The 23,335-nt window shown below is 61.6% G+C and carries 15 protein-coding genes; 13 read left to right on the forward strand and 2 right to left on the reverse strand.

Features of this window, described 5'->3' with window-relative positions; genetic code table 11:
- The first annotated feature begins 156 nt into the window (after positions 1-156).
- The 3 genes from ACO07W_RS17730 (at position 157) to ACO07W_RS17740 (ending at position 3,553) form a co-directional block, all read left to right on the forward strand.
- Complete coding sequence (locus ACO07W_RS17730) at positions 157-1,797, forward strand: fatty acyl-AMP ligase (protein ID WP_421846075.1); 1,641 nt, start codon at positions 157-159, stop codon at positions 1,795-1,797.
- Between the two features lie 156 nt (positions 1,798-1,953).
- Positions 1,954-2,277: a PE domain-containing protein gene (locus ACO07W_RS17735; protein WP_421845019.1), complete on the forward strand. Its 324-nt coding sequence runs from the start codon at positions 1,954-1,956 to the stop codon at positions 2,275-2,277.
- A 28-nt stretch (positions 2,278-2,305) separates the two neighbouring features.
- Entirely contained in the window at positions 2,306-3,553 is a 1,248-nt protein-coding gene (locus ACO07W_RS17740) for a PPE family protein (RefSeq protein ID WP_421845020.1), read from the forward strand.
- Between the two features lie 175 nt (positions 3,554-3,728).
- Here ACO07W_RS17740 and ACO07W_RS17745 read toward each other — a convergent pair whose 3' ends face one another.
- On the reverse strand, positions 3,729-5,552 hold the full coding sequence (locus tag ACO07W_RS17745; RefSeq protein WP_421845021.1) for an AAA family ATPase: 1,824 nt from the start codon (positions 5,550-5,552) through the stop codon (positions 3,729-3,731).
- 865 nt (positions 5,553-6,417) lie between these two features.
- Here ACO07W_RS17745 and clpX point away from each other — a divergent pair.
- The 7 genes from clpX to ACO07W_RS17780 all read left to right on the forward strand — a co-directional run bounded on the left by clpX (position 6,418) and on the right by ACO07W_RS17780 (position 16,274).
- On the forward strand, positions 6,418-7,698 hold the full coding sequence (gene clpX / locus ACO07W_RS17750; RefSeq protein ID WP_421845022.1) for an ATP-dependent Clp protease ATP-binding subunit ClpX: 1,281 nt from the start codon (positions 6,418-6,420) through the stop codon (positions 7,696-7,698).
- A gap of 87 nt (positions 7,699-7,785) precedes the next feature.
- A complete protein-coding gene (locus ACO07W_RS17755; protein ID WP_421846076.1) occupies positions 7,786-9,021 on the forward strand; it encodes an MFS transporter in 1,236 nt (411 codons plus the stop codon).
- Between the two features lie 253 nt (positions 9,022-9,274).
- The gene (locus tag ACO07W_RS17760; RefSeq protein ID WP_421840071.1) at positions 9,275-10,549 is read left to right on the forward strand and encodes an IS256 family transposase; all 1,275 of its coding nucleotides are present in this window, start codon (positions 9,275-9,277) and stop codon (positions 10,547-10,549) included.
- 214 nt (positions 10,550-10,763) lie between these two features.
- The gene (locus ACO07W_RS17765) at positions 10,764-12,722 is read left to right on the forward strand and encodes a 2-oxoacid:acceptor oxidoreductase subunit alpha (RefSeq protein ID WP_421845023.1); all 1,959 of its coding nucleotides are present in this window, start codon (positions 10,764-10,766) and stop codon (positions 12,720-12,722) included.
- Positions 12,723-12,770: 48 nt separating this feature from the next.
- Complete coding sequence (locus tag ACO07W_RS17770) at positions 12,771-13,862, forward strand: 2-oxoacid:ferredoxin oxidoreductase subunit beta (protein WP_421845024.1); 1,092 nt, start codon at positions 12,771-12,773, stop codon at positions 13,860-13,862.
- 1 nt (position 13,863) lies between these two features.
- Positions 13,864-14,508 carry a molybdenum cofactor guanylyltransferase gene (gene mobA, locus ACO07W_RS17775; protein WP_421845025.1) on the forward strand — a complete coding sequence of 215 codons (645 nt, stop codon included), beginning with the start codon at positions 13,864-13,866 and terminating at the stop codon, positions 14,506-14,508.
- Between the two features lie 1,130 nt (positions 14,509-15,638).
- Positions 15,639-16,274 (forward strand): transglycosylase family protein, encoded by a 636-nt coding sequence (locus ACO07W_RS17780; protein WP_421845026.1) that lies wholly within the window; start codon positions 15,639-15,641, stop codon positions 16,272-16,274.
- A 214-nt stretch (positions 16,275-16,488) separates the two neighbouring features.
- Here the strand turns inward: ACO07W_RS17780 and ACO07W_RS17785 are convergent, their stop codons facing one another.
- Positions 16,489-17,634, reverse strand: coding sequence for an FAD-dependent monooxygenase (locus ACO07W_RS17785; protein WP_421845027.1), 1,146 nt, complete (start codon positions 17,632-17,634; stop codon positions 16,489-16,491).
- 134 nt (positions 17,635-17,768) lie between these two features.
- Between ACO07W_RS17785 and ACO07W_RS17790 the strand changes: the two genes are divergently transcribed.
- The 3 genes from ACO07W_RS17790 (at position 17,769) to folC (ending at position 23,257) form a co-directional block, all read left to right on the forward strand.
- Positions 17,769-19,025, forward strand: coding sequence for a saccharopine dehydrogenase family protein (locus tag ACO07W_RS17790; RefSeq protein ID WP_421845028.1), 1,257 nt, complete (start codon positions 17,769-17,771; stop codon positions 19,023-19,025).
- 87 nt (positions 19,026-19,112) lie between these two features.
- Positions 19,113-21,794 carry a valine--tRNA ligase gene (locus ACO07W_RS17795; RefSeq protein WP_421845029.1) on the forward strand — a complete coding sequence of 894 codons (2,682 nt, stop codon included), beginning with the start codon at positions 19,113-19,115 and terminating at the stop codon, positions 21,792-21,794.
- Positions 21,791-23,257 (forward strand): bifunctional tetrahydrofolate synthase/dihydrofolate synthase, encoded by a 1,467-nt coding sequence (folC, locus tag ACO07W_RS17800; protein WP_421845030.1) that lies wholly within the window; start codon positions 21,791-21,793, stop codon positions 23,255-23,257. The genes ACO07W_RS17795 and folC overlap by 4 nt, the downstream gene beginning before the upstream one ends.
- The last annotated feature ends 78 nt before the right edge of the window (positions 23,258-23,335 follow it).

Here is a 23,335-nt window from a genome sequence, read left to right on the forward strand (position 1 = left end):
TCTTCGAAGGGCGGTGAACGCTGCGGCTTCTTTATTGACGGCCTTCGTGATTGCGTGCGAAAGCATGCTTGGTCGGCGGCCTGTCATAACAGTCGCGATTGTCGGGGTGAGATCGTTAATTCTCTTTACCGTTGTGTGCAAGTCAAGGAGGTTGTCCTGAGCAAGTTCACCGAGACGATGTTCCGCAATGCCCGCGAGCCCCTGAAAGGTATCGTGACAGGTGAACCGGACTCTGCGGTTCGTCAAACCTGGAGCGAAATCCACCAGAAGGCGCGTTGTATTGCGGGCGGTCTAGCTGCTGCGGGTTTCGGGAGTGGAGACGTAGCAGCTGTACTCGTTCAGGATCCAGCCGAGATCGCCTCGACAGTCCAGGCTGTATGGATGCGCGGAGCGTGTTTCACCATGCTTCATCCCCCCGGCGTGCGTAGCCCGCGCGCGGTCTGGGCGTCAGAAAGCAGTGGCGCTATAAGAACGATCAATGCCTCGGCGATCATCATTTCCGAGCCGTTCGAGGACTGCCGCTCCATTGTCGAGGAATGGGGGACAGTCAAAGTGCTTACCGTCGCAGAATTGCTTGCGTCGGTACCGGTGGAGCCGGTCGATACAGAGGAGGGCGACCTGGCGTTGATACAGCTAACGTCGGGTTCAACGGGCATTTCGAAGGCGGTGCGGATAACTCATCACAATATGCGGTCGAATCTTGAAGCGATGTGTACGGCTTCCGAATACGACAGTGTTAATGATGTGATGGTTAGTTGGTTGCCGTGCTTCCAGGATATGGGGCTTATCGGGTTTCTTACCCTACCGATGTACTTCGGCGGTGAGCTTGTCAAAGTAACACCGGCAGATTTCTTGCGAGATGTCATGCTATGGGCCAAGCTTATCGATAAGTACAAAGGCACAATGACGGCGGCACCTAATTTTGCCTATGCCTTGTTCGCTAAGCGGTTGGGGGAGCAGTCCGTACCGGGCGAGTTTGATTTGTCGACGTTGCGTTTCGCCTTGTCGGGTGGTGAGCCTGTGGAACCCGCCGATGTCGAGCGACTGATTGAGGTCGGCGCGCCATTTAGGCTGCGGCCGGATGCGTTCGTGCCCGCCTATGGCATGGCTGAAGCGGCGGTGGCAGTGGCGTTCTCCGAGCTCGGCATGGGACTGATCGTCGACGAGGTAGACGCGGAATTGCTTGGTTCATTGAACCGCGCGGTTCCGGCAACTGAGGGTAAGACCCGTCGTTTGACGTGTCTCGGCCGGCCGCTGGAGGGCTTCGAGGTTCGTATCGTCAATGGGCAGGGCAATGTGTTGCCTCCACGCGGTGTTGGTGTGATCCAGTTGCGCGGTCATTCGATGACACCTGGGTACAGCAGAGCGGACGGCTTCATTGCAGCCGCGGACGAGGACGGTTGGTACCACACCGGCGATATGGGTTACCTGGTGGAGAACGGTCAGATAGTGGTGTGCGGCCGGGTCAACGATGTCATCACCGTGTCCAACAAGACCATTTATCCCACGGCAATCGAGCGGGCGGCAAACCAGGTTGACGGTGTCCGGCCGGGTTGTTCGGCGGCAGTGCGCCTCAACGCGGGGCACCTTTGGGAGAACTTTGCGGTAGCAGTTGAGTCCGCGGCCCATCGGCAGCCCTCCGAGGTGCAACGTATCAAAAGCGAGGTGCTCGACGCGGTGGTGTCCGAGGTCGACGTGCCGCCTCGTAATGTCGTCGTGCTTGCGCCCGGGAGCGTTCCTAAGACGCCTTCGGGAAAAGTCCGGCGCTCAGCGACGGCGAAGTTGCTGTCGTGCTAGGGAACAATGCGGCATCCGGTTCCGTGGCCGGTGCCGGTGTATCTCGTGCACGGGTATGCCGCATACCAGTGTTTTGCGCTCAGCGGGGAGGGTCATCCCTCCCCTTTCTGTACAAAAGGGAAACCTCTCGTTTGGGAAAAGGAGTGAATAGCTAAAATGACCAGTGTCGAATTCAATCGAGATGTAGTACTGGCTGCCGCTGCTCGTCTTGAAGCAGCTTCTGCCAAGCTTCGCGGTGCCGCGGGGTTGTCCGAGCCGGCTATGACTTCTGCACTGCCGCCCGGCGCGGAAGAGGTCTCGGCGGCAAGTGCTGCGCGTTTCAATGCCCGGGCCATGCAATACGTTAACTATGTGCAGTATTCCGCTGAGCAGCTGACCAGTGCTGCGCAGGCCTTGCGAATGGCCGCGCAGAATTATCAAGTCACAGATAGTGCTGCTTCGCAAATAATCAAATCTACTGTTCCCTTCGCACAGGCTTGACGCTGAATACATCGGGGGAAAACTTGCTATGGAATACAGTGCGTTCCCTCCCGAAGTGAACTCCGGTAGGTTGACGGCCGGGCCGGGTGAGTCTTCTATGCACGTGGCAAGTTCGGCTTGGAGTCAACTAGGTGCGGTAATAGCTAGCGTCATCGACGATGTTGTTTCTGCCGTCCGAGAATTAGCGGCGGTGGGTTGGAATGGTCCTACAGGGTTTGCTGCGAGTGCGGCTTTTGTGCCGTACACGGACTGGCTGACAGGGGCGGCGGCCTATGCCAACGAAATGGGTGCGGCAGAACGCGCATTGGCGATCGCATACCGAGCAGCCGCGTTGACGACTCCGCTCGTTCCTGTCGTTGTGGGTAATCAAGTCACTTTCGACGCTTTGGCGGCCACCAATGTTCTTGGTATCAACTCGGGTGCGATGTTGGCCAATCGCGCTGCGTACACCGAGATGTGGGTTCAGGCTGCCGGTGCTATGGATACCTATAGCGCGGTCGCGAACGGCCTAGCGGCAACAACGACAGTAGGTCTGGCCCCGCCGCCGTCGATCGCGAGTGCTACTCCGGTTGCCAGTCTCGCTGAGGATGGAGCACCCACGCCAGGAGCGGGTGGGGGCACATCGGGAGTAGATGAGAGTGTGCCGGGTGGGGTCGACGACACAGAGGGGGCAGGCGGGACCAGTCTGGCGGACACACTATCGGGTCTGGTGGACACGCTCTCGCCGACAGCCAATGATCTCTCTACGACTTTTGGTCAAGTGACTTCAGCGGCAACGACAACTATGTCGACGGCAGCCAATCTGGTGAGCTATTCCTCCACTAGTGGAGTCGACTATGGCGCTGCGCTACCTTACGCGCCGGCTGGTGCACTGGGGCCGGCGCTGCCCGCGAACTATTCCATCCCCGCGTTCCCACTGCCGTTGTCTCCTGGATCGGTGTCCCCGCAGCTGTCGGGAAAGTCACTCCTTGACGCCGGAGGGGTACTAAACCTAGGGATTACTTCGCCCACTGTGAATGGATCACCGTCCGTCTTTCCGCGAGGGGGCATGCTGCCCATACCGCCGTCGACGGGGGGACAACGAGGTGCGCGGCCGGCTGGGGTGGTCCGTGGCACACGGGCGCACGGGCCTTTTCAACCTTCCGGGTGGCGCGTGGTGAATCCCGCCGCCGCGGCGAAAGGAAAAGCGAAGTTGTCTGACCGACTCGCCTATGCCGGCTACGACCCCTTTGACGCGAAAAGAGTCGTCAGTGGAACTGGCTTACTCGGTCACTAGCCCTAGGCCTATCCGGGCAGGTTGGTGGGGTCTATGGTCATGGTCGACTTGGATGCGCCGCAGAGATCGGCTAGTAGTCTCGAACAGGTAACGGTGTCCGGTTTGGCAGCTGCTGACCGCGAAACTTGACGACGTTGGAAGACGTTGGGACACAAGGCCCGAGGGTGGGCGCGTCTCAAACGTCTCTAACTTTGTGCTGAAAGTCTGCTTTGTCTAGGGCGCTGAGGATATCTTCGGCGATCAGATGGGTATGGTCTGCAACTGCGTCGAGGTCGATATCAGCACATAGCCTACGGTTTCGTGCGGTGGTGGCTCGCTTTATCACACTTCGTATGAATCGCCCATTGCCAAGCGCGTCAATGCTGCGGTGCCCGGTAGCCGTGTCTAGCGAGTTATATGCCTGGGCGCAGGCCTGATACAACACACCTTTCGCCTCAGGCGTCAGGGGAGAGCCTTGAGCGGGCGCAAGTCTCTCGGCGATGGCGACAAGTTCTTCAGGGGTGTAGGAGGCAAATCGGATCCGTTGAGTGAAGCGGGATTCGAGCCCTTCGTTGATGCGAAGAAATCTGTTGATGTCCTCTTCGTACCCAGCGACAATGACGACAAGTCGCCCACGGTCGTTTTCCATGCGGTGCAGGAGTCCTTCGATGGCTTCCTGGCCGTGGTTGTGCTCGCGGGATTCTTTTACCAGGGTATAAACCTCGTCGATAAAGAGCACGCCGCCGAGCGCTTCGGTAATCTTTTTCGACGTTCGTTCCCGGGTCTCGCCGACATACTTGCTGACGAGATCTTCCTCGGTCACTTCGACAAACTTATCCGTTTCGACAGCCCCGTAGCCGGCGAAAATCTTGGCCAGTATCCGGGCAACTTCGGTTTTTCCCGTTCCAGCTGGGCCGGACAAGAGAATATTCTCGGTCAGCTCGCCTGCCGGTAACCCTTTTTCTCGGAGCTTTTGGGTCACCCGAACATTTGACTCAATATCTTTGATGTCTTCTTTGACCGCCTCCAGGCCCACGAGTCTGTCCAAGCTTTCGGCAGCCTTTTTGAGTACCTCGGCGCGGCCCGCAGATGCACCGATAGCCTCCAGGCCTACGGCTGAGGAAGGGTCCCAATAGTCGGTTCGAGTAGCGATCCACCGGTCAGTTACCACCTTGATTCGGTCTTGCGGATCGGCAAGGGCCCGGGCGGCGGACGACACCAGGTCGGGGTCGGATCTCCGGGTGTGGATGGTTTCGAAGAGTGCGCGAGCCTGCGATTCGTCGCCCTCTTCTCGGTGAATGTAAGCGCGTTCGAGGAGCGCTCGATCATATATAGCTGATGTGCCAGGAGTTGACGGGGAGATGGCGTCGAGTTTCCGGCCAGCCTCGATGAACATGCCAAGGTGGGCCGATGCCATACCAGCCATATAGTTGACGGCGTCGAGGATCACGCTCTCGCGCCATTCGATCGCCCCTAACGCGCTCAAGACATCAGGCCAGCGCTCGGTGCGCCAATAGATGAGACCTAGAAGATAGTCGGGGATACGCAGAGCATCACGCTTGGATGGATCTGTGTGTATTTCTGAGATCAGTTGTACGGCTTCATCGTATTGAGAGTTCATGGCGAGCCCCGCGGCATACGCGAGGCAGGTGTCATTGACGGTGCGCATAGGAAGCTGCACCATTCCGGCCGAATACATGCCGGTTAGGGTGTGAGGGGCTACGCCCAAACGGCTTTGATTGGCTCCCAGTCGGGCCCGGGTGCGGTAACAATTTTCTACGACACTTTGGCTGGCGGCGGCGGCGGGAGAACCTCGATGTTCCTGCATGTTGACCATGGCGATGCCCATCCAGGCGTCGCACATGCCAGGATCGATTTCACTCGCTTTAAGAAATGCGCGTCGTGCCTCCGCGAGGTCGACAGGACGGGGTTCGCAGCCGCCGATGGGAATCCCCAAGTCGACCATTCCGATGCGGAAAGCCTGCTCGGCAAGGGCGGCGTCGGTCACTAACGTGATCATACGCATTGGCCGGCTGTTCGGATACGAGATGACCGATCCGTCTGCGAGACGCTGCTTCGTCGAGGTGCTACCGGCGAGCCGCTCTCGGATACCTGGGTATCGGCGCCTTTGGAGGCAGGTGGGCCAGTGCTTTTGGGCGGTGAATCCCATAGCGTGTCAGCCGACTTCACTGCGAAGGGGGTCGGTGACGTTCGTGTCGGTAGGTCCGGCGGTGGTCATCTGTCCGAGTTGCGCAAGCAGGTTATGCGCGTGTCGGTGCGGTCTGCCACGAGTGTGCCTGGGATTGGGTGTCGGTGATCGAGACGTGGAGAACCGGGACGCTATAGACGTCGCCCAGTTGCCCGCGGCATGACGAGGGCCGCGGCGCGCGAGTTGCAGCCGGCCCCCTCACCGAAGACGTGTTGCACGCAGAACCCGATCAGCCGACAAAGCCGTCCTCGCCGGGCTCGCAAAACTGTTGTTGCGTGTTGCCCGGTAGCAATAGTTGATACGGCAGGTCGCAAGGCCGGTCTGCGCATTGCGGACACGGTTGCTCGCCCGCCTACGGCAATCAGCGCGAAATTAGCGGCCAATCTTGCTCGGTCATTGTAGGGTGACTAATTGGGGGTCTGATCGATCTATGCGAGAGGGCTGCTAACCGGCCTCGGTGGCGTAACGAGTGCGACACGCCGTAGACACGTATTGCGCGTCTCGGCGGGTGTGGGGAGCCGCCGGGCTATATGTTTCATCAAGACGGACAGGGCGTGAATACGACTGAAGCTATTCGGCGCTAACGGTCGCGGGGGGCCGGAGCAAGCGGGTAGCGTCGGGGAATACACGCGGTACAGCAAGATGACGGCGAACAGGAAGTAGGCCCTGAAGCATCATGGCGCGCATCGGAGACGGCGGCGACCTGCTGAAATGCTCGTTCTGCGGCAAGAGTCAGAAACAGGTCAAGAAACTCATTGCGGGCCCAGGTGTGTACATCTGCGATGAGTGCATCGACTTGTGCAACGAGATCATCGAAGAGGAGCTCGCCGACGCTGACGATGTCAAGCTCGACGAGCTGCCCAAGCCTGCCGAGATCCGGGAGTTCCTGGAGAGCTACGTCATCGGCCAGGACGCGGCCAAGCGGACGCTCGCTGTCGCGGTCTACAACCACTACAAGCGAATCCAGGCCGGTGAGAAGGGGCGCGACTCGCGATGTGAGCCGGTGGAGCTCACCAAGTCCAATATTTTGATGCTCGGCCCGACTGGCTGTGGCAAGACATACCTGGCCCAGACGCTGGCCAAGATGCTCAACGTTCCATTCGCTATTGCTGATGCCACTGCGCTAACTGAGGCCGGCTACGTCGGCGAGGACGTCGAGAACATTCTGCTCAAACTCATTCAGGCGGCTGACTACGACGTCAAACGCGCTGAGACGGGCATTATCTACATCGACGAGGTCGACAAGATCGCGCGTAAGAGCGAAAACCCTTCGATTACCCGGGATGTCTCCGGTGAGGGGGTTCAGCAGGCCCTGCTGAAAATCTTGGAGGGGACCCAAGCATCGGTTCCCCCGCAGGGCGGTCGCAAGCATCCTCACCAGGAGTTCATCCAGATCGACACCACCAATGTGCTGTTCATCGTCGCGGGTGCGTTCGCCGGGCTGGAGAAGATCATCTACGAGCGCGTCGGTAAGCGTGGCTTGGGATTCGGTGCCGAGGTCCGCTCCAAGACCGAGATCGATACCACCGATCACTTCGCCGAAGTGATGCCCGAGGATCTGATCAAGTTCGGTTTGATCCCTGAATTTATCGGTCGCCTTCCGGTCGTTGCGTCCGTGACCAACCTCGACATGGAGTCGTTGGTCAAGATCTTGTCCGAACCGAAGAACGCTCTGGTCAAGCAGTACACGCGACTTTTCGAGATGGACGGTGTGGAGCTGGAATTCAGCGACGACGCGTTGGAGGCGATCGCCGATCAAGCGATCCACCGTGGCACCGGCGCCCGCGGTCTGCGGGCGATTATGGAAGAAGTCCTGCTGCCTGTGATGTATGACATCCCCAGCCGCGACGACGTTGCCAAAGTGGTGGTGACAAAGGAGACCGTGGAGGACAACGTGTTGCCCACGATCGTGCCGCGCAAGCCGTCGCGCTCTGAGCGACGTGACAAGAGCGCCTAGTCCGTCAATGTGACACAACCGCAGGGATCGCGCGGACGTTGTTCGCGGTGTCTGTTGGCCAACCGCTCCACCAAGCTGTAAATGCGCGTGTCGAGCCACGTTGACGTAGTTCCGCGGCGGCTCGCTTACGCTCTGGACCTGGTCAATTTCTTGCTGGCCGATGTTCGTGATGGCTTGGGGCCCTACCTGTCCATCTATCTCCTGTTGACGCACCACTGGGATCAGGAGTCGATCGGGTTCGTCATGGCGATCGGGGGCATTGGCGCAGTTGTCGCGCAGACGCCGATAGGTGCGCTGGTGGACAGGACAACGGCCAAGCGTGCGCTTGTGGTTGTTGGCGCGTCGGCGGTCACGGCTGGATCGTTGGCGATGCCGCTGTTTCCAGGTTTTTACGCGATCTCGGTTTTGCAAGTTCTCACCGGGGTTGCCAGCTCGATTTTTGCTCCGGCCTTGGCCGCGATCACTCTCGGCGTTGTTGGTCCACGGTTATTCTCCAGGCGGATTGGGCGCAATGAATCGTTCAACCACGCCGGAAACGCATCGGCCGCTGCTCTTACCGGCGGCTTGGCGTACTTCTTCGGGCCGACCGTGGTGTTTTGGGTGCTTGCGGTCATGGGCGCGAGCAGTGTGGTGGCAGTAATGTGGCTGCCTGGCGAGGCGATCGATCATGACATAGCCCGCGGCATGGATCATGCGGTCGGCGAGTCACACCAACAGCCGTCAGGCTACGGGGTTTTGCTTCGCAATCGGCAATTGATGATCTTCGCGGTGTCGGTCGTCGCGTTCCACTTCGCTAACGCTGCGATGTTGCCGCTCGTCGGCCAGCTGCTGGCGTTGCACGACAAAGACGCAGGCACGGCGCTGATGTCATCGTGCATCGTTGCCGCGCAGGTGGTGATGGTGCCGGTAGCGTATTTGGTTGGGGCGAAGGCCGATAGCTGGGGACGAAAGCCCATCTTCTTGGTCGGATTCGCTGTCTTGACTGCTCGTGGGTTCCTCTACACGCTTTCGGATCAATCGTACTGGCTTGTCGGAGTGCAACTACTCGATGGCGTCGGAGCCGGAATTTTTGGCGCGTTGTTCCCCCTGGTTGTGCAGGATGTGACCCATGGAACCGGTCATTTCAATGTCAGCTTGGGGGCGATAACAGCCGCGACGGGAATCGGTGCGGCCATATCGAACCTGGTTGCAGGCTCGATTGTGGTCGCCGCCGACTACAACACCGCTTTCATGTCGCTGGGGGCGATCGCCGGCGCGGGTTTTGCCCTGTACCTGATGGCAATGCCCGAAACGGCTGCAAAAACAGTCGGTAGTAAAGATTAGGAGTCGCAGGCCGATAGGACCGCTCCGGGACCTGCGGCCACCGCAGTGACCAACGCCACAGTTGGGTCTCGCGTAGCACCCAGTTGCGCGGTGACGTAGGCTTTTGGCGCTCCACCTGCCGTTTGTGGGTCGCGTCTCATCGCTGGTGTAAATGGTCACGGGCGTAGGTTCCGTCGCAACCGACGAAAGCTATGAAGGAGGGGCTACGCCCGTGACCAAGCGAGTATCGCCGATTGAGCGTGTGCGTGTTGAGATGGATCAGTTGTTCGCCGCGACCGAGCGGCCGTTGACCGAGATTTTGGAGGAGGTCGGGCGGTTATCGGTGCGTCTGGTGTTTCAGGTCGCCGTGGAGGCCGAGGTAGAAGCAGTGTTGGGCCGAGCCCGTCACCAGCGTCGGGTTCAGGACGGCCCGGGCGGGTACCGCAATGGGTATCAACCGCCGGCGACGGTGAAGACCACGATGGGCTCGGTCGAATTATGCCGCCCGAAACTACGCGACACCGACGAGCGGTTCTGTTCGCGGCTATTCGGTGCCGGGGTGACGCGCACCCACGCTCTGGAGGCGTTGGTGATTTCGGGATGGGTGCGCGGTTTGTCGGATCGCGACATCGAGGCCGCGTTGGCCGAGGTGCTGGGCTCGCAGGCGGCGTTGTCGCGCTCGACGGTGAGCCGGATTTGTGCGGCCATCAAAGACGAGTTCGCTGCGTGGTCGTCTCGACGCCTTGATGAGCTGGTGTTGGACTACCTGTTCTTGGATGCCTCGAACTTTCGGATGCATCCCAACGCCCCGGCCGAGCCGGTGCTGGCCGCCTGGGGCATCTGCACCGACGGCAAGCCCCTGTTTATTGGGCTGGCCCCAGCCGCAGCGGAGTCGGCTGATGCGTGGGCCGACTTCTTGGCTGACCTGAGGAACCGGGGACTACGCCCGCCGCTACTGGGCATCTCCGACGGGGCGCCGGGCCTGATCGCCGCATGGGAGACCACGTTTCCGGCAAGCCTGCGTCAGCGGTGTCTGATCCATCGCTGCCGTAACGTCATCGCCAAGACACCTGTCGCGGTCCAGGACGAGATCAAAGCCGCGTTCTGGTCGATCTTCGATGACATTGACCAGCCACCCGGCCAGCAGGCCGTGGATGAAGCCACCCGCCGCGCCGAGGAGTTCACCACCACATACCGCGGGCTCTACCCAGCCGCGGTCGCTTGCCTGGCCAACGACTTCGCCTCGCTGAGCGTGCATTTGCGCTTCCCCCGCCAACACTGGACACGCATCCGCCATTCCAACCTCATCGAACGCACCTTCGGAGAATCCCGTCGCCGGGTCAAGGTCATCGGCCGCCTACCCGGCGAAACCAGCTGTCTGTCGCTGGTATGGGCCGTCCTCGACCGCGCCAGCCGCGGCTGGCGCGGAGTCACCCAAACATCAGCGACCAGCCGCCACCTCCAAGAACTACGCCACCAACTGCTCGAGCCACCCCGCCCACTGCATCCCCCCACCACAACAACCACGACCGACACCACCGCCGCGTAACATGACCACCAGGAACATGCGCCCAGCGTTTTTACACCAGTCCTAAGACGCCACCCGTTTGTCAGGGTCGAAGGTGGCCACACATCTGGTACGAAGTGTCATAATCGGTACCGCCAGTGACGTGAGAATGTGCGTGTGGGGGGAGCCACTCCGGCGGCGCGTAACCTGAGCTGCAGCGGAGTGCCTGTCTGGATAACCAGTGGAAGGCGGAGGCGTGGATCCGAACAGCAGTGAAACCGGGTCAGAGTCTCACAATGCGGCTCACGAGCAGGCGGACCGGCAGCGCCTAGAAAATGTGGTTATCCGTTTCGCCGGGGACTCCGGTGATGGCATGCAGCTTACTGGCGACCGGTTTACCTCGGAGGCGGCACTCTTCGGAAACGACCTCGCGACCCAGCCTAACTATCCTGCTGAGATTCGGGCTCCCGCAGGGACTTTGCCTGGAGTTTCGTCCTTCCAGATTCAGATCGCCGACCACGATATCTTCACCGCGGGCGACCGGCCGGATGTGCTCGTTGCTATGAACCCAGCAGCGCTGAAAGCCAACATTGGCGACATACCACGTGGCGGAATGGTTATCGCGAATTCCGACGAGTTCACCAAGCGGAACCTGACAAAGGTGGGCTATGTAACAAACCCGCTCGAGACCGAAGAGCTGTCGGACTACGTTGTGCACGCCGTCGCGATGACCACGCTAACTCTTGGAGCCGTCGAGACAATCGGTGCGTCGAAGAAAGACGGCCAGCGGGCCAAGAACATGTTTGCCCTGGGCCTGCTGTCGTGGATGTACGGGCGTCCGATCGAGACGAGTGAGAACTTCATCAGAGAGAAGTTCGAGCGCAAACCCGACATCGCGGAGGCCAACGTGCTCGCCCTCAAAGCGGGCTGGAACTACGGCGAAACTACCGAAGCCTTCGGCACCACCTACGAAGTCGCGCCGGCAGCCTTGCCGGCCGGCGAATATCGGCAGATCTCGGGCAACACCGCCTTGGCCTATGGCATCGTTGCGGCCGGCCGGCTCGCCGACCTCCCGGTGGTGCTCGGCAGTTATCCCATTACGCCAGCGTCGGACATCCTGCACGAGCTGTCCAAGCACAAGAACTTCGACGTCACCACATTTCAGGCCGAAGACGAGATCGGCGGCATCTGTGCGGCGCTGGGGGCGGCCTATGGTGGTGCGCTCGGAGTCACCAGTACCTCGGGTCCGGGAATTTCGTTGAAGTCAGAAGCGCTCGGCCTCGGCGTTATGACCGAACTTCCGCTAATCGTTATCGACGTGCAACGGGGTGGGCCGTCGACTGGCCTACCGACAAAGACCGAGCAGGCCGACCTGCTGCAAGTGCTCTATGGACGCAACGGCGAGTCGCCGCTGGCGGTTTTGGCACCGCAGTCTCCGTCCGACTGTTTCGCAACTGCCCTCGAGGCGGTGCGCATGGCAGTGACGTATCACACGCCGGTCGTTGTGTTGTCCGACGGAGCCATTGCAAACGGCTCCGAGCCCTGGCGAATCCCTGATGTCAGCACGCTCGAGCCGATCCAGCACACTTTTGCCAAACCGGACGAACCGTTCCAGCCTTATGCTCGGGATCCGGAAACCCTCGCCCGAAAGTTTGCGATTCCGGGTACTCCGGGTCTGCAGCACCGTATCGGCGGACTGGAATCGGCCAATGGCTCCGGCGAAATTTCCTACGAACCTGGCAACCACGACCTGATGGTCCGCCTGCGGCAGGCGAAAATCGACGGTATTCGCGTTCCAGATGTCGAGGTTGACGATCCGAGCGGAGATGCCGAACTGCTGCTGATTGGGTGGGGTAGTTCTTATGGCCCGATCGGGGAGGCGTGCCGCCGCGCGCGCCTCAAGGGAATCAAGGTCGCGCATGCCCATTTGCGGTATCTGAACCCTTTCCCAGCTAACCTGGGTGATGTGTTGCGGCGCTATCCGCGAGTCGTTGCGCCGGAGATGAACTTAGGTCAGCTGGCGCTGGTGCTGCGCGGCAAGTACCTGGTGGATGTGCAATCAGTCAGCAAAGTTCAGGGTCTTGCGTTCCTGGCTGACGAGGTGGGCCGGGTAATCCGCGCCGCCCTGGGCGGCACTCTGGCGGAGATCGAACAAGACAAGACGATGATGGCTAAATTGGGTGCGGCCACCGTCGGTGCGGGAGTTAGCGCATGACAGGCGCCGCGACGACGCAGCGCCAAGCGGTGAGGAGGAACGGCGCTCATGGCTAGAGCGATGAGCCATCTGGCGGGCACAGACCTCGGGGTGACCCCCAGGTTGACGAAAAATGATGGCGTACCCACGACGGACCAACCGCAAAAAGGCAAGGACTTCACCAGCGACCAGGAAGTGCGCTGGTGCCCGGGGTGCGGTGACTACGTCATCCTCAACACCATCCGCAATTTCTTGCCTGAGCTCGGGCTACGCCGCGAAAACATCGTGTTCATCAGCGGCATCGGCTGTTCAAGCCGGTTCCCGTATTACTTGGAGACCTACGGTTTCCACTCGATTCATGGCCGCGCGCCGGCGATCGCGACCGGATTGGCGCTGGCTCGCGACGATCTCTCGGTGTGGGTAGTCACCGGCGACGGCGATGCGTTATCGATTGGAGGTAACCACCTCATCCATGCTCTGCGCCGCAACGTTAACCTGACGATTCTGCTTTTCAACAACCGGATTTACGGGTTGACCAAAGGCCAGTATTCGCCGACGTCCGAAGTCGGAAAGATCACCAAGTCGACACCGATGGGATCGCTGGATCAACCGTTCAACCCGGTTTCCTTGGCGTTGGGCGCCGAGGCCACTTTCGTTGGGCGCGCGCTGGACTCGGATCGCAAAGGGCTGTCCGGCGTGCTGCGCGCCGCAGCCCAGCATCGAGGCTCCGCACTGGTCGAGATTCTGCAGGACTGCCCAATCTTCAACGATGGCTCCTTCGATGCGCTGCGTAAGGAGGGCTCTGCCGATCGGGTGATCAACGTTGAACATGGTGAACCAATTGTGTTCGGCGGCAGTGGAGAATACTGCGTGGTGAAGTCCGGCTTTGGCCTCGAGGTGGCAAAGACAGCTGACGTGGCTGTCGATGAGATTGTCGTGCATGACGCGCATTCGGACGACACGGCCTATGCGTTCGCGCTGTCGCGGTTGTCCGAACAGAACCTCGACCACACGGTGCTGGGAATCTTCCGCCATGTCAGCAGGCCCACCTATGACGATACGGCCCGTGCGCAGGTGAGTGTTGCCCGGAACTCGACTCCGTCGGACACCGCCGCATTGCAATCGCTGTTGCACGGTCGCGACACGTGGACCGTCGACTGACGTGGCTCCGCTCATATCCGATGCTGCTTCGCTGGCCGGGGTTGTGCTCGCTGGAGGCGAGTCTCGCCGGATGGGTCGAGACAAAGCCGGGCTACCGTTTTATCGACGCGATGTGGGGTCGGCTGGCGGCATTGCCGGCGGCAGCGGAGCTACCACTCTCGTTGAGCACGTGGTTGACGTCGTTGGACAGAGCTGCGAGCCCGTTTTTGTGATGGCGGCCCCCGGGCAACCGTTGCCGACGCTCGAGGTTCGCGTCGTGCGCGACGAGTTGCGGGGGCTGGGACCGTTGCCGGCGACTGGACGTGGATTGCGTTTGGCTGCCGAGGCGGGTGCTCGGTTCGCGTTCGTTTGCGCCGTAGACATGCCGTTTTTGACCTCAGACTTGATCGACGATCTCGTTCGACGGGCCGCCGAAACCAACGCCGAAGTGGTGCTGCCCTGGGATGGCCGCAGCCACTACCTGGCCGCGGTATACCGTGTCGAGCTGGCTGATCGGGTGGAAGCGCTGGTTGCTTCCGGCGAGCGAAAAATGAGTGCTCTGATTGACGCGTCGGACGCGCAGCAGATCGTGCTATCGGATTCCCGGCCGTTGACCAACGTCAATTCGGCTGCAGACCTACCCATGCTGGCGCAACCCGGGCGCTGAGGAGTCCAGGCGCAGTCGTGTGGGCCAATGGAAATATTGAAAACTATGCGCCGGAATTTGTGAATCAAAACGCCTATACAACAGTTATCGTATCAGCCCTTTTTGTTTGACTTCTATATAGTATTTTCTCATCATTTCTTCAATAATTTGTTATTGGTGTCAGCGTGAACGCAATCTGCTCTGTGACTTCGCCGCAAAATCAATCAGGTTCTTGGTTTGTATATATCTAAATTGCGTTGCGGCAGAAGGCATTTGGGATGGTTGTTGTGGGTACTGTGGGCCGCGGCGAGAAGGGTACTGTCGTCGCGTTGCAATAAGGTGACCTAGGTATGCTGCAGCAAATGCCTTCTTCTGGGGCAGAAATTTTTTGTTTCCGTATCGAAGGGGTGGCTCGGCATCGTCTCGGTAGCTGCCGTTCGCTGTCGAGGCGCGATATCTGATGCCCGCGCCAACGGTGCGGGGATACGGCGCTGCTTGGCGATGTCGTTGTGGAAATCTGGCTTTGACCGCCGGTGCGCTCTGCTTGAGGGCAACGCGAAGTTCGCTGGTGAACATGCTATTTCGGGTATTTGCTGGTGACCCGGGGCAAACTCTGAAGGTGTGGTAGACGTCAAGTTCTGACGCCTGACGTGACTCTGGTTATGGCAGTTTTGTCTGCGAATGATCCGAACTGGAAGGGTCGACGGGCTCAAATGCGTGTCTCGGGTCACAATATCTATGTGATTCAAATCACGATAATTTCTTGGTGTAAAACATCGGCGTGAGCTAAAAATATATGGCTGACCTGCAATAACAATTATGTATCACGTCTTAATCGGCATGTTATGGAATAGATATATCCGCTAGTGGCGGATGACGAAACCGAATCGTTATCGTAACGTCCTCGGAGTCCGAAACCGGACTAAAAATTGAATCCACGGACCCGCGTGTGAGCGGAGCTGTAATCGGCTTGCTATGCCTGCAGCCGATCTGCAGTTGTCGGGTAGCCCCCGCTAGGTGTCTAAGCCCTCCGCTGTCGTGCCAGAACGAGACGGCACGTTCCAAAAGCAGCCATTCGGTATGGATCAAGGCGTTGAACCCCACCCTCAACGACTGGCTTTGGCGTGCGCGCACCGCGAAAGGAAACAATTGTGAAGACCGTCCGAAAGACATTCGTCGTTGCGGCGATCGCCGGCACGCTTGCGGCTGTGCCGACCGTAGCTACTGCCAACGCGGATCCCGCGGGCGTTGACCCCAATGCGGCGCCTGGTGCTCCTGTTCCTGCGCCGGTGGGTTTTGACCCGAACTTGCCTCCGCCGCCGGCTCCGTTTGCGCCTCCCGCGCCGCCCCCGCCGCCCCCGCCGCCTGGTGCTCCTGTTCCTGCGCCGGTGGGTTTTGACCCGAACTTGCCTCCGCCGCCGGCTCCGTTTGCGCCTCCCGCGCCGCCCCCGCCGCCCCCGCCGCCTGGTGCTCCTGTTCCTGCGCCGGTGGGTTTTGACCCGAACTTGCCTCCGCCGCCGGCTCCGTTTGCGCCTCCCGCGCCGCCCCCGCCGGTGTACAGCGTGAACTGGGATGCGATCGCACAGTGCGAATCAGGCGGAAACTGGTCCATCAGCACGGGTAACGGCTACTCCGGTGGCCTGCAGTTCACCCCCGGCACCTGGCGGGCCAACGGCGGCTCAGGGAACGCGGCCAACGCGAGTCGCGAAGAACAGATCCGGGTTGCTGAGAACGTGTTGCGCTCGCAGGGCCTCGGGGCCTGGCCGGTCTGCGGTCGGCGCGGCTGATTCAGCCCTGCTCGACGGTTTGTTCGTCGGTGTGGCAGGAGTGCCGGGCATTATGCCCGGCACGTCCGCATTCTCGGTGCCGTTTGCCGAGCTGATCGAGCCGCGCATCCGCTTCGCCGAGTCACCGTCTTGGCGCTGTGCCCGGCCACCCCACGGAGCACCGACTCTGTCCTGCTGTTGCCCCAGCCCCGCGTCTGCTGCGCATTTGACCTAGTTAGGCGAGGTGGAACGCGGACCGCGCCGCCACGGCTGCCAAATGGCGAGTGAACAGCGCTTCGGGCAGCGCCGCAATGGCGCGGCAGGATGCAGTGCTGAGAAACTTCGGCCGCAGATTGATCACCCGGCCGACCATGGCCGACTCACGTATCAGTGACCTGACACGCGCGCGCCGGAAGGCGGCGAACCGCGCGAAGGCTGTGGGCAGATCAGCGGCCCGCTGGACGAAGGCCCCCAAGACCGCAGCGTCTTCGATACCTTGGCAACCGCCCTGACCCAAGTGCGGGCGCATCGGGTGGGCCGCGTCGCCGACCAGCGCCACCGCCCCGTGCGCCCAACTCCGGGCGCAAGCGCGGTCATAGAGGTCGTTGCGCGATACCTCGGTCGGCGCTGTTGCCGCGAGAATGTTCGGGACGGGGTCAGCCCACCGGGCCAGCTTGGCTCGCAAATAGGCCAACTCGCCGCCAGGCGAGAGCCGTCCTTCCGGCACACGTTCGGTGGCGTACCAATACGTCCGATCGCCGGCGAGCGGGACATGGCCCATCTCCACGCCAGGCCCGAGTGTCGCGCCGGCCAGCATAGGGTCCATGCCGCAACGGGCGATCCCGCGCCAAGCGGTGTAGCCGGCATAACGTCGGGCCAGCGGGCCATTGAGGTGATGGGCCACCATGGAGCCGACACCGTCGGCGCCGATCAACGCATCGGCACGACGGGCCGTGCCATCGGAGATCGCGATATGCACCCCGCCTCCGGTGGCTAGCAGTCCTTCTGCCGCCCGTCCGTATTCGATACTGCCCGGAAGCACTCCCGCCATCAGGATGTCGCGTAGCACAGAGCGTTGGATGACAATCAGCGGCTCACCGAGCGCGGCGACCAATCGCTCGGCGGGCAGGTGGCGTAGCCACCCTCCGTCGTGCCAGCGGAGAGTGGCGGCGTTAACCTGCTGGCCCGCCTCTCGCACAGCTTCACCCAGGCCAAGGTGGTCGAGCGCTGCCAGCGCGTTTGGCCAGACGCTGATCGCACTGCCAGTCGAGGTGTCGGTGCGTTCTTCGACGACGGTGACGTCGTGGTCGGCCTGTTGCAGCGCCCCAGCGGTTGCCAAACCGGCGATACCTGCCCCGACGACGAGGATCCGTTGCGCCATCAGCCGAAGTTAGCCGAGTGGGTCGACAACGGCTCGGGAAGCAGGCGCGCGGGTCCGCCCGCAGGCTGGATCGCGCTCGCGCGTACGAACGGGCACGACCTACCGCCCGGAATCGCCGGAGTAGCGTCAGTCTGGTGACCGCAACGCCGCGCGAATTCGACATCGTCTTATATGGAGCGACGGGTTTCGTCGGGAAATTGACCGCCGAATATCTTGCCCGGGCCGGCGGAGATGCGCGGATCGCTCTTGCTGGCAGGTCGCCCGAGCGACTGCTGGCCGTTCGGCAGACTCTGGGGGAATCCGCGCAGTCTTGGCCGATTCTGGTCGCAGACGCAGGATCACCGTCCACGCTCGACGAGATGGCTGCCCGGGCGAGAGTCGTCGTCACTACGGTCGGGCCCTACACGCGGTACGGTCTGCCGCTGGTGGCGGCGTGTGCCGCAGCCGGCACCGACTACGCTGACCTCACCGGCGAAGCGATGTTTGTCCGGGAGAGCATCGATTTGTATCACAAGCAGGCCGCCGACACCGGCGCCCGCATCGTGCATGCCTGCGGGTTCGACTCCGTCCCGTCGGATCTGAGCGTGTACGCCTTGTATCGGTTGGCGCGGGACGACGACGCCGGTGAACTGGCCGATACCAACTTCGTGGTGCGTTCTTTTTCGGGTGGGCTATCCGGCGGCACCATCGCATCGATGGTGGAAGTGCTGCACACGGCGTCCAGCGACCCCGAGGCGCGGCGCCAGCTGGCTGATCCCTACACGCTGAGCACTGATCGCGGTGCCGAACCCGAACTCGGTGCCCAGCCAGACCTGCCCCGGCGGCGCGGCCGGCAACTCGCGCCGGAACTCAACGGGGCGTGGACGGCGGGATTCCTCATGGCGCCGGCCAACACCCGGATCGTGCGCCGCAGCAACGCCCTGATGGAGTGGGCCTACGGCCGGCGGTTTCGCTACAGCGAGCACATGAGCCTTGGGTCGTCGGCTGCTGCGCCCGTGGCATCTGCGATCGTCAGCGCGGTTGGCAATGTACTGACCGCCGTGAGCAGCCGGTACTTTCGGTTGTTGCCGCGGCGGCTGGTGGAGCGAGTCGTGCCCAAGCCAGGTAGCGGCCCGAGTGCGGCGGCTCGGGAACGCGGCTACTACCGGGTCGAAACGTATACGACGACCACCACCGGCGCCAGGTACCGGGCGCGGATGGCGCAGGACGGTGACCCCGGGTACAAGGCGACTTCGGTGCTCTTGGCGGAGTGTGGGCTGGCGCTCGCATTCGACCGCGGCAAGCTCTCCGACCTGCATGGCGTGTTGACTCCGGCGGCCGCATTGGGTGACGCTTTGCTGGACCGCTTCGAAGCTGCGGGTGTTTCACTGCAGACGGAGCGGTTGAGCTAAGCCTGGAGATAGCTCGCTCCGGCAGAACCATCAGCTGTGGATTCGGGCGCTGTCACGGCGGCAAACGGCGGTTCCTAGAATTGACCGGTGACCGCCAGCTCCCGTCCCGCCGCCGATTCGCTGCCCAAGTCTTGGGATCCGGCGGCCATGGAGCGTGCGATCTATCAGCAGTGGCTGGACGCCGGCTATTTTGCGGCGGACCCCAGTAGTGCGAAGCCGGCCTACTCAATCGTGCTCCCGCCGCCGAATGTGACCGGCAGTCTGCACATGGGTCACGCGCTGGAGCACACCATGATGGACGCGTTGACCCGCCGGAAGCGGATGCAGGGTTACGAGGTGCTGTGGCAACCAGGGATGGACCATGCGGGCATCGCGACGCAGAGCGTGGTGGAAAAGCAGCTTGCGGCCGACGGCCTGACCAAAGAGGACTTGGGTCGGGAGCAGTTCGCCGACAGGGTGTGGGAGTGGAAGCGTGAATCTGGTGGCACCATCGGTGCTCAGATGCGCCGGCTTGGTGACGGGGTCGACTGGAGCCGAGACCGGTTCACCATGGACGAGGGCCTGTCACGCGCGGTGCGAACGATGTTCAAGAGGCTCTACGACGCCGGACTGATCTATCAGGCCGAGCGGTTGGTCAACTGGTCGCCGGTACTTCAGACGGCGATTTCCGACCTTGAGGTCAACTACCTCGATGTAGAAGGCGAGCTGGTGTCCTTCCGGTACGGGTCGCTCGACGATTCGCAACCACACATCGTTGTGGCCACCACCCGCGTCGAGACGATGCTCGGTGACACGGCGATCGCGGTCCATCCCGATGATGAGCGCTACCGCCACCTGGTCGGCACCAGCCTGCCGCATCCTTTTGTGGATCGGTCGCTGCGCATCGTCGCCGACGAGCACGTGGATCCCGAATTCGGTACCGGTGCGGTCAAAGTGACCCCTGCCCACGACCCGAACGACTTCGAAATCGGGTCGCGTCATCAGCTGCCGATGCCATCGATTCTGGATACCAAGGGCCGGATTGTGGATACAGCAACGCAATTCGATGGTATGGACCGTCTAGAGGCGCGGGTCGCAGTGCGCGAGGCACTCGCAGCCCAAGGTCGTGTCGTCGAGGAGAAACGCCCCTATATGCATAGCGTGGGACACTCCGAACGCAGTGGTGAACCGATTGAACCCCGGCTGTCGCTGCAGTGGTGGGTGCGGGTGGAATCCCTGGCCAAGGCTGCCGGTGATGCTGTGCGTAACGGCGACACCACGATTCACCCGGACAGTTTGGCGCCGCGCTGGTTCTCCTGGGTCGATGACATGCACGATTGGTGTATCTCGCGACAACTTTGGTGGGGCCACCGCATTCCGATTTGGTATGGGCCCAATGGTGAGCAGGTGTGCGTTGGTCCGGACGAAGCGCCTCCCGACGGTTGGGAGCAGGACCCCGACGTGCTTGATACCTGGTTCTCGTCCGCGTTGTGGCCGTTCTCCACATTGGGCTGGCCGTCGCGGACTCCGGAGTTGGAAAAGTTCTATCCGACAAGCGTTCTGGTGACCGGCTACGACATCCTGTTCTTCTGGGTGGCCAGGATGATGATGTTCGGCACTTACATTGGCGGCGACGATGTCATCACGTTGCAGGACAGCAGGCGACCACAGGTGCCGTTTACTGATGTGTTCTTGCACGGGTTGATTCGTGACGAGTCGGGTCGCAAGATGAGCAAATCCAAGGGCAACGTGGTTGACCCCTTGGACTGGGTGGAGCTGTTCGGGGCCGACGCGTTGCGGTTCACCCTGGCCCGCGGTGCCAGCCCAGGCGGTGATCTGGCTATCGGGGAGGATGCAGTCCGGGCGTCGCGGAATTTCGGTACCAAGCTGTTCAACGCCACCCGGTACGCGCTGCTCAATGGCGCCTCAGCACCGCAGGGCACGCCGCTTCCGCAGCTAGACATGCTGACCGATGCCGACCGCTGGATTCTTGGGCGTGTGGAACAGGTTCGTGCCGAAGTTGATCTGGCTTTCGAAGAATACGAATTCAGCCGAGCCTGTGAGGCTCTTTACCATTTCGCGTGGGATGAATTCTGCGACTGGTATGTCGAACTGGCCAAAACGCAGCTGGCGGCTGGCCTGGCGCACACCACCACCGTGTTGGGTGCGGTTCTAGATACCTTGTTGAGGTTGCTGCACCCTGTGATCCCTTTCCTCACCGAGACGCTATGGCAGGCTCTGACCGGATCTCCAGGCAAAGAAAGCTCGCTCGTTGTCGCGGAATGGCCGAAACCGTCCGGGATCAGCCTGGATCCAATCGCCACGCAACGGATTCGCGATATGCAGGAGCTGGTGACCGAGGTGCGGCGGTTCCGCAGCGACCAGGGTTTGGCCGATCGGCAGAAGGTACCGGCCCGGCTGGTTGGTGTCGAGAGTTCAGATCTGAGCACTCAGGTCGCCTCCGTGGCGGCGCTGGCGTGGCTCACTGCTCCGGGTCCAGATTTCCGTCCGTCGGTATCGCTGGAGGTTCGGCTGGGCTCGCAGATGAACCGCACCGTTGTTGTTGAACTCGACACCTCAGGCGCTATCGACGTAGCCGCCGAGCGTCGTCGTTTGGAAAAGGACCTGGGCTCAGCGCAGAAGGATCTTGAATCGAGCACCGCGAAATTAGCCAATGCGGACTTCCTGGCCAAGGCGCCGGCCGCGGTCGTCGAGAAGATCCGTGACCGCCAGCGTGTGGCGACCGAAGAAGTCGAACGGATCACGGCCCGGTTGGCAGCGCTGCGATGAACTCAGCGAGTTCGGGGCCGACGTCTGATTGGTCCGACGGGCGAAATCCCATTAGCGTCACCCCTGCACCCGACGAGATCGCGGCACTGCTGCAGGTCGAGCATCTGCTGGATCAACGTTGGCCGGAGACCCGCATCGAGCCGAGCCTGACGCGGATCAGCGCACTGGTCGACTTGCTCGGCTCACCTCAACTGAGCTACCCGTCTATACACATCGCGGGAACCAACGGCAAAACCTCAGTGGCGCGGATGGTCGATGCGCTGCTGACTGCACTGCACCGGCGCACCGGGCGCACGACCAGCCCGCATCTGCAGTCAGTGGTTGAACGCATCTCAATCGACGGAAAGCCGATCAGCCCCGCGCTTTACGTGGCGACGTATCGGGAGATAGAGCCGTTCGTAGAAATGATTGACCGGCAGTCACAGGACGCCGGTGGGCCGGCGATGAGCAAGTTTGAAGTTCTCACCGCGATGGCGTTCGCCGCGTTCGCGGACGCGCCGGTCGACGTCGCGGTGGTCGAGGTGGGCCTCGGCGGGCGCTGGGACGCCACCAACGTGCTCAACTCGCCGGTTGCGGTCATCACGCCGATCGGCATCGATCACGTCGAGTATCTGGGTCACGACATCGCCGGGATCGCCGGAGAGAAGGCGGGCATCATCAACCGGGCGGCTGATGGTTCACCGGAGACCGTCGCGGTCATTGCGCGCCAGGTTCCAGAGGCCATGGACGTGCTGCTGGCCCAATGCGTGCGTGCCGACGCCGCAGTCGCTCGGGAGGATTCGGAATTCGCGGTACTCGGCAGGCAGGTGGCAGTGGGTGGTCAGTTACTGCAACTGCAAGGGCTCGGCGGGGTGTATTCGGACGTTTACCTGCCGTTGCACGGCGAACACCAGGCGCACAACGCGGTGGTGGCATTGGCCGCGGTCGAGGCCTTTTTCGGCGCTGGCGCGCAGCGTCAGCTCGATGTCGAGGCGGTGCAAGCCGGGTTCGCCGCCGTTGCCAGCCCCGGTCGACTAGAGCGGATGCGCAGCGCACCCACGGTTTTTATCGATGCCGCGCACAATCCGGCGGGAGCGAGCGCGCTCGCGCAGACGCTGGCCGGTGAGTTCGATTTCGGGCTGCTGGTCGGGGTGCTCAGTATTCTGGCCGACAAGGATGTGGACGGTATTCTCGCCGCGCTCGAGCCGGTGTTTGACTCCGTCGTTGTCACCCACAACGGTTCCGCCCGGGCCCTTGATATCGAGGCGTTGTCATTGGCGGCCCAGGAACGGTTCGGGCCCGACCGGGTGATCACCGCGGAAAACCTGCGCGACGCCATCGACGTCGCGACAGCTCTGGTGGACGACGCTTCGGCTCGAAATGAAACCGCTGGTCAGGCGTCTTCTGGTGCCGGGATCGTCATTACCGGATCCGTGGTTACCGCGGGGGCCGCCAGGACGTTGTTTGGTCGTGATCCCCAATGACACAGTCCGTCGGTTCTGACGAATCCGACAATTTTGACAGTCGCTCTAACTCTGGTCGGGGTCGAGCCCTGCCGACCG

The sequence above is a fragment of the Mycobacterium sp. genome (genome assembly GCF_965230835.1).
GTDB lineage: Bacteria > Actinomycetota > Actinomycetes > Mycobacteriales > Mycobacteriaceae > Mycobacterium.

Excerpts from the sequence above, each read along its gene's own strand:
- ACO07W_RS17735 (WP_421845019.1), top strand. The coding sequence starts at position 1,954 with ATGACCAGTGTCGAATTCAATCGAGATGTAGTACTGGCTGCCGCTGCT.
- ACO07W_RS17740 (WP_421845020.1), top strand. The coding sequence starts at position 2,306 with ATGGAATACAGTGCGTTCCCTCCCGAAGTGAACTCCGGTAGGTTGACG.
- ACO07W_RS17745 (WP_421845021.1), bottom strand. The coding sequence starts at position 5,552 with ATGATCACGTTAGTGACCGACGCCGCCCTTGCCGAGCAGGCTTTCCGC.
- clpX (WP_421845022.1), top strand. The coding sequence starts at position 6,418 with ATGGCGCGCATCGGAGACGGCGGCGACCTGCTGAAATGCTCGTTCTGC.
- ACO07W_RS17760 (WP_421840071.1), top strand. The coding sequence starts at position 9,275 with ATGGATCAGTTGTTCGCCGCGACCGAGCGGCCGTTGACCGAGATTTTG.
- ACO07W_RS17770 (WP_421845024.1), top strand. The coding sequence starts at position 12,771 with ATGGCTAGAGCGATGAGCCATCTGGCGGGCACAGACCTCGGGGTGACC.
- ACO07W_RS17785 (WP_421845027.1), bottom strand. The coding sequence starts at position 17,634 with ATGGCGCAACGGATCCTCGTCGTCGGGGCAGGTATCGCCGGTTTGGCA.
- folC (WP_421845030.1), top strand. The coding sequence starts at position 21,791 with ATGAACTCAGCGAGTTCGGGGCCGACGTCTGATTGGTCCGACGGGCGA.